The organism is Bacillus sp. AY18-3, from assembly GCF_008042305.1.
Lineage (GTDB): Bacteria > Bacillota > Bacilli > Bacillales > Bacillaceae_G > Bacillus_A > Bacillus_A wiedmannii.
The window spans coordinates 88,175-101,160 of the sequence record NZ_QKQR01000014.1 but is presented as its reverse complement, the minus strand read 5'-3'; the positions used below and the strand labels follow the sequence as shown (position 1 = coordinate 101,160).

Genomic DNA, 12,986 nt, shown 5'->3' with positions numbered 1-12,986 from the left:
GTTAAATTTAGTGATAAATTTTAGCTAACTCTTTTTAAGAAGTCCTTCTATATGGATACTGTCCATAGCCACCAAGCTATGTTTACATAATGTCCCCAAAAACAAGAAATTTGTATATTTTTACTCCGTAGATATCAATTTTGATGTTTTGGGGATGTTTCATTTCACTAGATTGATAAGCATGTGGCGGTACCCTAAATAACATACCAAAATGTACTTAATTTAGAAATAAAGATCAGTTTCATTTGAACTAACCTAACTTAGGTTCCGTCCATAATAAAATATTGAACTATTATATAATCAGTTACCTTAATAATTAAAAAACGGAATATAAATCAATCATATTTATTCATAATTATTCAGCTTCTAGTATCCCAAAAATTAAAATGCTTAAAATGATTACAGTAAAAACAAGATATAAACAACTAACTGAATAACGATAAGCGGTATAAAACTGATAGGTTATTAGATAGATTTTCATACCAATCATCACATGCTCCCCAAATTCTTCAGCCACAATAGTATTGCTTTATTTAATACCTATTTTTAATTTAAAGGTTTCAATTTCATCGACTGCCTTGTTATATCCTCCAGCATTTTTTAAAGATTCTCCAATTCTATGGCTATTTTTTGTATAAATATCATTTGATAACACATGCATCGCTGTATTACGTAATATCTCCGGAGTAAGCAATTTAAGATTTAACTGGACTCCGGCTTCTAATTCTTCTATTCTTTGAGCAATTATAGGCTGATCTCCCATAACTGGAATAACTAGCATAGGAACACCAAAATATAAGCTTTCACTGGAACTATTCATTCCCCCATGTGTAATAAATAGATCAGTATGTTGTAGAATGTCTAATTGAGGAACGTAATTATATAGCTTAAAATTAGAAGGAATATTATTTAATTGGCTAATATCATTTTGCTTCCCTACAGCTAATATGACAGTAACCGAGCTATTTCGAAATGCTTCAAAACATGTGTGATAAAAATCGGGTTGCTGGTTAAATACTGTTCCCATAGAAATAAAAATCAGCTTGTTTCCCTTTTCCTGTTCTAAGGAAAAAGAATCTACATCTTTACGCTGTGCAATAGAGGGCCCAACAAATATATAAGAATCATCAAATTCTTCGACATTTGGTTGGTATAATTTTGATGTATATACAATTGTAATATCCCCTGGGCATGTCATCAAATTTTGTTTTTCACTAAGAGTAATTCCATAAATATCTTCCCATTTTTTAAAAATACGCATAACTTTCTGATATAAAGGAGATTTTTTATTCTCTTCTTCATGATCCTTCATAAGAGCAGATGCTATTTTTTTAGTAATGGAAAATGTTGTACATGAAGAAATTTTAGGTATTTGTAGTACTTCAGCTATAATCCATCCAACAGCGAAATTATTATCATATATAACATAATCGTATTCTTCTTCTTTTACTTCTTCTAAAATTATCCCTATTATTTTATCCATGGATTTCACCATGTGTAATAATAGTTCTTGAGGATTTATTTGCCCATTCATTCTTTTTACCATGTCTATTTGTGATATGAAATTTTCATATGGTCGAAACAAAGCTCCTGTATTCTCTATTTTACTTCTATACTCTTCTACGCAATAATAAATAACTTCCTCGCCTCTTTTTATTAGTTCTTCAACAAGTGCAATTGTCGGATTAATATGTCCTTCTCCTGGAAAATTAAACATTAGAACTTTTGCCATATTATTGTTCCTCCCCTAAAGTTTAAATAGCTATTTCATTATTACTAATATCAATCATGTACCGATATTTGAAGTAAAGATTTTCTCTTTGAATAAATTTTTACTAAATATCCTTTCTATTCAAGAGTTTTTCTCCTCTCATTTTAATAAAATCACGCGTGCTATTAAATGGAATAAACAATTAAGAAACAAAGTTGATATAAAAAACCACATAATTCCCCCCTCTATTTATCTCATGTATAATAAAAAATAACTAAGAGTAGAAAGGGCTGAATTATGCACAGATATCAATATTTTTCATCTACCCATCAACAATATAATGGAGGTAAAAGTATTGATTAAACTATACACACAAAGATTATATTTAAGAAAAACAGAAGAATCTGATTCATTAAGCTTATTTAAAATATGGTCTGATCCAGATGTTACGAAATTCATGAATATTATTAATTTCACTAATGAGGATCAGGCAAAAGATATGATTAAATTTCTAAATGAGCTGGCTCAAAACAATAAAGCAATCCGATTTACTATTATCGAAGCAAAATCTAATCAAATCATTGGCTCATGTGGTTATAATTTCTTAGATTTTGAAAACTCTAAAACTGAGATCGGCTATGATATTTCAAAAGCATTTTGGGGCAAAGGATATGCACCTGAAGCAATCTCCGCTTTAATAGATTATGCATTTATTGATTTAAAACTAAACCGAATTGAAGCAAAAGTTGAACCTGAAAATCTAAATTCCATAAGCGTTTTAAAAAAATTAAAATTCACATTAGAAGGAACTCTAAGAAAATGTGAAAAATCAAATGGAAAATTCATCGATTTAAGTATCTATTCAAAATTAATAACTGATTGCTTGTAGTCTCTCCCCCTATACTTCAGTGAAGTATAGGCTCTTTTTATTCCTTAATAAAATTTAAATTGTAAGTCAATAGAAAATTGATTTCGTTTCTAGTTACTAACCTAAAACTCATAACTGTTTATAAAGGTACACTTTTATAGGTATATCAAATGCTCTCTATATCTTTGAACACGTAATAATAAAAAGCGAACCAAAGAGTGTGCCTTTATAAACACTGATCACTTTTTAGGAAGATTCATCTGTAAAAAGTAAAACTAAATTTACATCATTTTATAAATTGCAAAACAAGTCGTTAAATATCCAAATAAAAATCCACTGATATCAGTGGATTTCATGAGTAAAATATTTTTGTATATTTTGTAAAATTCATTTATTAAACGAAAAATCCCTCCACGATTTGTGAAGGGGTTCAGCATACATTGAAAGGGTACTTCTATTTTAATATATAAAAGCAAAAACTCGTATTGATAAAATTCACCTTTTTGATTTTGCAGCCTTTATTCCACTATAAAGAAACTTTTTTAAATTCAATTTATCCTTATAAATTGTTTATATAGAATTAACCAAACGTTTGTTTAAAAATTAAAGTTTAATTTATTTACACTCAGAAATTAATAATATTCTAGTTTCAAGTTGTTATATAGTTTTTTAGAATAAAGAAAAATACATCCTATATAGAGTTTTTCCGTTCATATTACAAGGGGAATTTGATTTAAAATCAAACCTTACTTAAAACTAAACACACAAAATATATAATACTGTCTATCGTTAGACAGTATCTTTGATAAACAATGATTTTTTCATGCAATATTGCATAAAAAAACACCTGTTACTCTTGCTATAATTTCAAGAGTAAACTGTTGCATCCAACATTTTATAATCTTCTATATTCAATAATATAGAAACCCTAATTACAGGCAAAAGGCGAAGAATATTGGTGGTTCTTCCCTTTTTGCTTATTTTTCTAACAGTCTAATGATTCATTCTATAGTCTAAATGTTTTTATTAATCAAACTTATTAAAATTCAAAAATACAACATTTTAGTTAGCAAACGAGAAATAAACACTTCATTATTATTTCTGCTATATTTAAAGGCCTTTTTCTAATGAAATAAGAAAAACAAAAAGAACTTGTAGAAATCACTACAAGTTCTTTTTGCTTTAAAGCGAATACACGGGACACATAAATTATCTCATTATTCATAACGGGGAAACCATATTGATTACGGCTTGATTCCATTATATAACAAATAATAACATCCAGAGTTTTAATGTTTGAAAATTATGTGAATTAATATATAAAGGTCCGCCCTTCCTTTAAATATCCCATTTATTGATTTTATATAAACCGTTTTAAATCAACATTGATATCATAATAAATTAGTGAAAATGTATACATAGGTAAATAGAGAAGGATGGTGCATTCTTACAGAAAAACGTATAATGATATTCAGGATTAATTAACTATAAGAAACTAAATTTTACGTTATAACTAACTATAATTCTTGAATATATGTAAATGGGGTATTCTTATCTTTTTTATTTATGTGATAAACAAATCAGATATGGGAAAGTTAAACAAACGTTTGTTTAAAATATTTTAGCTAATAATCAATATAAGAACAATCGTCCGCTTTGTTAAATTAGGCTTTTACTATATAAAATTTATATAACAAAGAAAAAAAGCACCTAATTTAATAGGTACTTTTTTCCATCCGATTAATTGTGTATCTTATTACGATTGCCCCTAAAATTAATATGCTAACTATTATTTCATTTATTTACGAATGCGATGGATTATTCTTTGAATTGTTTTAGTTCTTCTCAAAAACTAAATTTTTTTGAAATAATGACTTAAATAGATATGGTACTTTCTAAATTAACAAAATGTGCATCTATTTTTTTTTGCAACCATTTTTCTGCAATTTCATTAAAATCTTCAACAGATCCCGTCACATAAAAATTATCTTTTTTGCTAGTTCCTAAGGATAATAAATTGTTGTGTTCAAGAATAGCACTTAATTCTCTCGCTGTTTCTTCAGAAGAACTTATAACTGAAACAGTATCTTCAAGTATTTCTTGTATATATTCAGTAAGGTGAGGATAATGTGTACATCCTAAAACTAAAGTATCAATATTTGTATTTAGTAATGGTTGTAATGCATTTCTAACTTCTGTTTTTAATAGCTTCTTATTATTTAGTTCCTTCTCTACTAATGGTGCTAATGTAGGACATGCTAAACTTAAAACATTTATATTAGGATTTAACTCACACATTTTATGTTTATAAGCATTAGAATTGATAGTTACATTAGTTCCTATGATTCCTATATTATTATTTTGGGTATTTTTTATTGCTGCCCTAGCTCCAGCATTTATTACTCCTATAATTGGTATATCAATTTCATGCTGAATATGTGGTAAAACCACCGATGTGGCAGTATTACATGCTATTACTATAGCTTTTAATGGAAATTGTTTCAAGAAAGTTATCATTTCTAATGTAAACTTATATACTTCATCAGTTGTCCTAGATCCATAAGGGCATCGTTTAGTATCACCAAAATAATATATAGATTCTTTTGGTAACTGTCGCATTATTTCCTTTGCTACAGTTAATCCTCCAACTCCAGAATCTAATACACCTATTGCTTTTTCATGTCTAACAGAATTCACTAATCCCATCTTCTTTCGTTAAAATTTAAGTATTCCAAACATAATTATTATAAGAAAATATATAGATAAACATCAAGGATGGGACTTAAATATCTCTTATTATTTAATCCAAATCGTCTTTTCTTGAAAATTTGTTCGCATTCCTTTGCCGATTTTTTTCTTGGGATAACCCACGTATATTAGTCCTAATAAGAAATCGTCTTTTTCTAAAGAAAGAAAGTTATTTAATTCTGTTTGAAAAACAGCTTTTCCAGTTCTCCAAATAGTTGCTAGGTTATTTTCTTCAGCTACAAGTAACATATTTTGTGTAGCACATGAAACAGCAGCTATTTCTTCTATTACAGGGACTTTTCCAGATGGACTTACAGCAACCGCTATAATAACCGGTGCTGTTAATGGTTTATCTTTAAGCTTTTTTAGTTCTTTTTCACGATTTACAATATCCAATAATTTTTTAGACATTATATTACTTATTTCTTCACCTAACTTAACTCGTGCATTACCCGTTATTACTCGGAATTTCCAGGGTTCGGTTCTCTTATGATTAGGAGCCCATGTAGCAGCATCCAACATTTGATTAATCAATTCGAAAGGTACTTCTTTTTCCTCCATTAAACCTATAGTTCTTCGATTTTTCATTGTATTAATTATACTCATATATAGTTCCCCCTTTTAAGAATAGAACAATATTACAAATTAGTTATGTAATATTAATACATTTTATAAGCTGGTTATTGAAATAGAAAGATTAATTTGGAAAAATTATGTATGAAAATTTATTATACTTTGTATAACTTTTTGGTCTTCGATTTCAATTAATTTTCTTGGTAACATTAACCCGAACAAAAAACACATACAAAAAGGGGTTAATAAAAATGAGTTTAAGTACAATTGAAACAAGCAAAGTATTACATTTTGATTTTTTACAAGATGAAAAGCAAATTGAATTAACAAATGTCTTAGAAAATACGCTACCATACATTAAGGATTTATCTAAAAAAGCTTTTCTAAATAAAGACAAAGAGGCATGGAATACGATTCAAAAAGTATTATTTAAGCTCAATATGAACATGTTTGAAAAAGGATTTGATCCTACAAAAAATGAGAATGTAGCAAGCTACCTAGTGCGAGGCACTATTATGAATGTAGAAAAAGAAGCTACTGAAACAGTAGTACCACCTGTAACTGAAAAAAAAGCATTCTTAGAATACCTATTAAAATTGGTTAAGGAACACCCTGCAAACACTCATCCATTTTTGGACTATATTAATTCGGGAAAAATGACAAAAGAAGAAGCTAGATTATTTATTGGGAATTACAGAGTAATTAACGAATTTTTCCATCTTCATATCGCTATCTTAAGCTACTTCTCACCTTTAGAATTTAGAGGTACAATGTATGAAAATTTAAATGATGAGTTAGGACAAGGGGATATTAAAAAAGCTCATCCAACTATATTTAAAAAACTGTTAGCGGCATTAGAAGTACCTAACCATTTTGCGTTTTTACCAGAGTCTATCGCTACTCTAAATAACATGGTTTCATTAACAGCATTTTCTAATTACCTTTATGGATTAGGGGCTATGGGAGCTTTAGAAACTGCTGTACCTTTACAACAATCTAAAATTGCTAATGGTTTTAGACAAATTGGTTTAGATAGCAGTGCTCTTGAATTCTTTGATACGCATGTAGAAATTGATGTAGTACACGGTGAACAATGGTTTGAGTCTTTACAAGAAATCATTGAAACTAAAGATGACTGTATTGCAGTATTAAACGGGGCAAAAAGTATTCTTGATGCACGTGTTGTGTTTTATGATGGATTATGGAATGAAATTAATAAAAACAAATAATTTTATTTGTTAGATAATAAGGGGATTAATATTGTTATGCCTTTCGTAAATATATCTTTAACTAAGAATAATATCACAAAGCAACAAAAGGCTGAGATAGTTTATGGTTTTACACATATATTGCAAGAAGTTTTGGGGAAAAGTCCGGATAGGACGATGATTGTGATTAATGAAATAAACCCTGAGAATTGGGGAAGCTCAGGTATTTTAGTTTCGGATAGGGAATCAGAAACTTTAAAATAATTAAATGACCAGTGTAATTTTAATTCGAATAAAATAATTTTGAATGATTAAGATATTTAATAATATGTATGTAGAAACTCGCAAATGATTATAACTTTCAAAGAAAAAGAAACAAATATGTTTCTTTTTCTTTTTTTATTTTAAAATTACATTTTATTTTTAGATAATAAATTTATTATTTGTTGAGTATGTATAGATAATTCGTTAGATGTATTCCATGCTAGAAAGAAATTCCTTCCAAATCCTCGGTCCAATTCATATGTATATAGATTTTTAAATGCAGCGTTATTATGTACAAACAATCCTGGTAAAATACTAATACCTGTTCCTGCAGCAATCTCACAAGGAATTAAATGAATATCCTCAACTTCTGATACTGTATATGGATAGAATCCTTCTTTTTTACACCTGTTATCAATTTGTTTTCGTAATACACAGGGATATTTAGTCAAAATAAAAGGCTCATCTTTTAAATCTTTAACTACTATTTCTTGATTATCGTTAGCTAATTTATAGGAGCTAACTAACACAAACTTCTCATGTAAGAGTGGGAAAAATTCAACTGTATCCATGTTTTGAAAGTCGGGTACTATTGCTAATTCACAATTCTTACTTGCAATCTCATTAATTACCTCATCATATGTATTCCGAATGTCAAATTTAATTTTAATTTTAGGAAAGATATTTACTATACATTTGGTGAATTCAGGTAAGAAACATTCACTAATTGTTGGAGTGGTGCAAATTTTGATGTGATCTTGTTCATTAATATTAAACATGAATCTCATTTTTAATGAATTAACATTACTGATTATGCTTTGCGATTCAATAAATAATTTTTGCCCATGCTTTGTCAAATTTAATTTTTTCCCATTTCTAATAAACAGTTGCTGTTTAAGTTCCTCTTCTAATGCCTTAATTTGTCTACTTAAGGCAGGCTGAGATATGTGTAGCACTTCAGATGCTTTAGAAAAACTCCTTTCTTCTGCTATTACTTGAAAATATTCTAATTGATAAAATTCCATAAATATCCCCCATAACATACATATATACATTTGTATAAAAATTCAACACATGTAAGTATATGTAATCAGAGCGTTCAGTTCAATATCAAAATATTATATAGCGTATGATATTTTGATATTGGAATTTCATAATTTTAAACTTATATAATATATGTATATCACAACTATTCATTGAAAAGAGGAGATTTCATTGTTTGCCTGTGAAGAACATATTTTAATGGGAATTCATGATCTTGATTTAGCACCACATATAAAAAAAACGAATAAATCTATAAAATGTAAGTATTGCAAACGAAAATCAAAATATGAATTATACTACTTTGATTACGATTATTTACATAAACCATTGAAATTCAAAAAAGCCCCTTTTTAATTCATATCGAAGTTTTATTTATTTAAAATATAAAAAGTTAACTGCTTTGTGAATAAGGGGTAGCATTCCATCGCTATCAAGCTAATACTTTATAGTATCCCCAGAACAAAATTTTGTTTTAACTTGTAATAAAGAAACTCATTTTTTCGTTTTGGAGTAATTCTGAATTCATAAGTTGATAGGCACGTTTTTATAAAATCCAGATTCTATAAATATTCACTTAAACGCAACATCTATTTCAAATGTATCTAGATTAGGTTTGATTTCAATGTCTTCTGGACTCTATAAAAAATATCTCGGGCTCCTTATCGCGATATTAAGAAAAAAATGTTAGAACTAATTAACTTAGCCGTTGGAGATGTTCCAGTAAAAATTGAGAATATTAATATTCTTAAGGGAATTGTTTATATTACGCCTCTTGGAGAAAATTACATAGAAATTTATTTCTAATCAATAAAAAATCCCCTTTAACAGGGGATTTTTTGATGAAAGCATCCAAATGGATGCTTTTTCATTTCTATACGTACTATTCTGCTTCTATCTACTTTTGATTTCAATTACTTATTTCATCCATTCTCTCTAATTCTGAGTAGTAAGTAACCCTGGATTTGATTTGTTCTTCTAAATCATAAATAGCCTTCGATTTTACAATTATACCTAAATTTATCCCGATATTTGAATGTGCCATAAGTTTAGTTGGCGAAGGTATTTCAATGATTTCTCCTAAAGTGCCAAGAGTGAATACAGCCTTATTTATTCCCAAAAAGATTAACCTTTCATTCCCAAAAATAATATTACCATTCCGTTGTTTATAACCATCAGAATTATAGATAAAAACTGGTGAACCGCTTGATCCTGGTGTAACAGTCATATCTATTACACATTCTAATTTCCCATTAAAATCAACACCTGGATGTGTCGCTGTCGTTCCCCTTCTAAAGATTGGCAAGTTATTCTTCTCATCAGATATACCATTTGGATAACCAACCATGGTAAGCTCTTCTACAAATCTTAATCCTTCCAATTCTTCGTCAGTAGGTATGTGTTCCATCCCGAGATGACTTATCTCAAAGTGCAATTCATTTTCAATCTTATGTTTTATTATTGTAGTGATAATTAATGCACATAAATCAATATCTGGATCGCTGTGATATATAAGATTTTGTTGAATGTCACTATAATTAACTGTGAACTTAGAAACATTTCGATCCATAGCGGAAAAATAGTCATTTGTTGAAAAAACTATTTTTATTGAATTGACCCCTTCCAACACATGCCTATTAGTAATAATTGTATGAACTGTTTTTTCGTTAAAATTAAAATTAAAAAAGAATCCTGTACCAGATGTACCATTATCACAAGAAATTTTCACAGTGACTTTCGCTAATTGATCCAAAACATCCAAGATTTTCCCCATCCTTTATATATACTTTCCTCTAATTATATATAGATAGGACATAAATTAGCTAAACTTTTGACTATTTTAATAATAAACTTGATATACTTTGTAATTTTTCATTCTTTTCCCATCCGCTCAACAAAGATATAGAAATGATTATGGGCTTCAATATAAAAACTTTTCGAAATGTTCAAATGATATATTTCTTCGAAAAATAAAAAAGCGCCCCGTTTATAAAGGTATACTTTTAAGGACGTAACTTTAATCGTTATCAAATCCAGGTTTATCACGTTTATAAACATGTTGCAAAACATTTATAAACGTTTATTAAGTATCTATGACCTTTATAAATTCCTTAGCGTACAATTTTCTCGAAATGATATGGTGCCCCTATCATCCAAATGTTTTCCATCACATCAGAAAAACTTAAGGTGTGATTCGCTAGACTTTAAATTTTTTTGTAACTCATGACTATTAACCTCAAATACTTGATTTACCTCGCAATGTAATTCTCCATTTTTCTCCCATTTGTGTTCAACTAATCCAAGAAAATTATTTACTGTGCATTTAATGTCTAATTCTTCTTGAATCTCTCTTATCAATGCATCTTTTGCACTCTCTCCAAATTCAATATGACCGCCTGGTAAAAAAGTATTTGTATATCCTCTAGCTTGTCCTTGCGGTTTATCAAAACCCACTTTTAATACTTGAAATAACATTGATGACATTTGTAACATCTTTTTTTGTTCGTCTGTTAACGCTACTGGATATAGCACTCCACCCTTGCAATACATTAGAACTACACCTCCTTTCATTTCCACATTCTTCCCTTTACTAGGAAAAGTCGATATGATATAATAACAGCTCATAATCTTTCGACTTTTCAAAAAACGCCCCGTCTCCCAACTGGGCGTTTTTTCATTTTTAATAACCAAACCGTCTTAGGGGTAATGCGGTTTTTTATTTGGTTTTGATAATTTCTAACTATCCTGTTAAAATGTAATTACCGTTGTGTTACAACCGGCCTGTGCTTCTGTACGGGCTTTTTTTGATGCTAGTTTTAGCTAGCGGATGCATTGTGCTCACCCTTTCTGATGCTTTCACGCATCGGAATATCCAGGAACAGTTGCATTAGTGGGGGCACCTGCCACTTTAGTTTTTTTATTTACTGAATGTTCAAATAATTTATAATTTGCCTTATATGTAAATTTGTGGTATTATTAGTTTGTAAGGTCGCCAATTCGACCTTACCCTTAAAAAATGAGCCTTGAGCTTCACACTCAAGGCTCATTTTTATTTAGCTAGAGTGATATACTTTTACCAACGCTGTTTCTATGTCGTTACAACCCTTAGTTAATTCATTGATTCTTTCTAATAAAGCCTGCGCCACTTCAACTTTGTTTGTCATTTTTGTTCCTCCTTCATAATCCGTTTATCTATCCGCTCCATTAGAGATAGAACCCCACCTCTATCAACTTAAGGTATATTTTTATACAAAACACGGTCTTTTCACGTAGTATTTTATTATTGTTTATAGATGTTATAAAAGTAGGCATATCAAATAAACCCTGACGGGTTTGAATTTTTTTACTATGCTACCTGATGAGTAGAAGTGATATACTCATACACAACACCTAAAATATCAAAGACTGTCTTTTTCTCGTATCGATGAGAGATTTTCGTTCGTTGCGCTGTAGGAGGTTAAGCAGACGAAGGAGAAACTTTGATAGCTCTTGGGTGTTTTTGTGTAATGCTTAGTGAAAAATTGAAAAATAATCTTTAATTATGTACATCGTTTTATATTCACTTAGCTCTTTCTGTTTCTTACGTAACAGGAGTTCTCTCATCTTAAACATTGTCGAAGAAGGGGTTTTTGCCCATCTCCTCGAAGGGATGGGCAAAGAAATCCAACTTTAAAATATGCATTTTAAATCTTCTACAATCGTATTGACATATGTTAGATGTAGATAAATTGTATTTTTGAAAGGAATTAGTTATAAGGGAAAATTATTGCGCTAAGAACAAATCTTGTTTACAAATTTTTTTAAACTGACCCAACTTTACTAGTTGCCGATTTTCTACTCCAGGGATCTTATTTGAAGAATCTGAGACATCCACAACAATGGTATTAGTTAATACATTAACTACCGAACCAATTAGTGTTACTGAAGAATCATGACGATAATGGAATTGTACAGAATCCCCAATTTTTACATTTACAGATTTTTTATTCATCAAATAGTTCCTCCTCAATTATATAGGTTGAAAGATATTAGAATTAAAACCCAAAATATATTCCAGAGATTATATATGTAGCTACAACCATAAAAATAGATATTTCAAATGTACCGAAGAAGCAAATTTGTGAGGTAATACAATTATCTATAAACCATTTACAAGTGACATTATATCGCTTATTTAAATTGGTTTTTATAATAATTTTCTTTTTTAGTTAAATATGATAAAATATTCTTGCTGTGATGAGTTTTTAGGTAGCTAATTGTAATCTAAAATCAGCCTTTCTTTTATAATGTATCTGGAAAAGCCCTTACTTACTTGGCGGTGGTGGGGGCTTTTTTATGTCTATTTTTAATGGGTATTTCTTGTGGTTTATAGATCCCTAATTCTTTTGAAATCCGTATACTTCAGTCATAACCCCTTTAGTCAGAAGCCATGTATTTCCTGACTTCTTGACTAACCCTAATTCTACATAATTTTTTAATTTACCGCGTACACAAGACGATCTCACGGTACCTTTTTCCAATCCCCACTTCTGTTCGGCTTCACTTGCTGTAAAAACATTGAAAAGTGGGGAGT

Annotated in this window: 10 protein-coding genes and 2 pseudogenes; 3 read left to right on the top strand and 9 right to left on the bottom strand. The window is 29.4% G+C overall.

Annotation, left to right across the window (positions count from 1 at the left end):
* Nucleotides 1–529: 529 nt before the first annotated feature.
* Nucleotides 530–1,732, bottom strand: a complete 1,203-nt coding sequence (locus DM800_RS14255) for a macrolide family glycosyltransferase (protein WP_147787082.1) — start codon at nt 1,730–1,732, stop codon at nt 530–532.
* A gap of 319 nt (nt 1,733–2,051) precedes the next feature.
* Here DM800_RS14255 and DM800_RS14250 point away from each other — a divergent pair, with 319 nt between their 5' ends.
* Complete coding sequence (locus DM800_RS14250; RefSeq protein ID WP_147787081.1) at nt 2,052–2,600, top strand: GNAT family N-acetyltransferase; 549 nt, start codon at nt 2,052–2,054, stop codon at nt 2,598–2,600.
* A 1,854-nt stretch (nt 2,601–4,454) separates the two neighbouring features.
* Here DM800_RS14250 and racE read toward each other — a convergent pair.
* Nucleotides 4,455–5,285, bottom strand: coding sequence for a glutamate racemase (racE, locus tag DM800_RS14240; RefSeq protein WP_147787079.1), 831 nt, complete (start codon nt 5,283–5,285; stop codon nt 4,455–4,457).
* A 90-nt stretch (nt 5,286–5,375) separates the two neighbouring features.
* Nucleotides 5,376–5,933: a nitroreductase family protein gene (locus tag DM800_RS14235; RefSeq protein WP_147787078.1), complete on the bottom strand. Its 558-nt coding sequence runs from the start codon at nt 5,931–5,933 to the stop codon at nt 5,376–5,378.
* Between the two features lie 218 nt (nt 5,934–6,151).
* Here DM800_RS14235 and DM800_RS14230 point away from each other — a divergent pair, with 218 nt between their 5' ends.
* Both DM800_RS14230 and DM800_RS14225 read left to right on the top strand, forming a co-directional pair.
* Nucleotides 6,152–7,129, top strand: a complete 978-nt coding sequence (locus DM800_RS14230; protein WP_147787077.1) for an iron-containing redox enzyme family protein — start codon at nt 6,152–6,154, stop codon at nt 7,127–7,129.
* Nucleotides 7,130–7,165: 36 nt separating this feature from the next.
* Nucleotides 7,166–7,372, top strand: a complete 207-nt coding sequence (locus DM800_RS14225) for a tautomerase family protein (RefSeq protein WP_097814315.1) — start codon at nt 7,166–7,168, stop codon at nt 7,370–7,372.
* Between the two features lie 146 nt (nt 7,373–7,518).
* On the opposite strand, the gene DM800_RS14220 is transcribed toward DM800_RS14225, so the two are convergent.
* The 6 genes and pseudogenes from DM800_RS14220 to DM800_RS29635 all read right to left on the bottom strand — a co-directional run.
* Nucleotides 7,519–8,397 (bottom strand): LysR family transcriptional regulator, encoded by an 879-nt coding sequence (locus DM800_RS14220; protein WP_179955682.1) that lies wholly within the window; start codon nt 8,395–8,397, stop codon nt 7,519–7,521.
* Between the two features lie 926 nt (nt 8,398–9,323).
* Nucleotides 9,324–10,175, bottom strand: coding sequence for a S1 family peptidase (locus DM800_RS14215; RefSeq protein ID WP_255446992.1), 852 nt, complete (start codon nt 10,173–10,175; stop codon nt 9,324–9,326).
* 410 nt (nt 10,176–10,585) lie between these two features.
* Nucleotides 10,586–10,963 carry an NUDIX domain-containing protein gene (locus tag DM800_RS14210; protein WP_147787074.1) on the bottom strand — a complete coding sequence of 126 codons (378 nt, stop codon included), beginning with the start codon at nt 10,961–10,963 and terminating at the stop codon, nt 10,586–10,588.
* Between the two features lie 796 nt (nt 10,964–11,759).
* A pseudogene (locus DM800_RS14205) lies at nt 11,760–12,034 on the bottom strand (IS4 family transposase); the annotation flags it as partial.
* 142 nt (nt 12,035–12,176) lie between these two features.
* Complete coding sequence (locus tag DM800_RS14200) at nt 12,177–12,404, bottom strand: methyltransferase (protein ID WP_088083931.1); 228 nt, start codon at nt 12,402–12,404, stop codon at nt 12,177–12,179.
* A gap of 385 nt (nt 12,405–12,789) precedes the next feature.
* Nucleotides 12,790–12,966: pseudogene (locus DM800_RS29635) on the bottom strand (helix-turn-helix domain-containing protein); the annotation flags it as partial.
* Between the last annotated feature and the right edge of the window lie 20 nt (nt 12,967–12,986).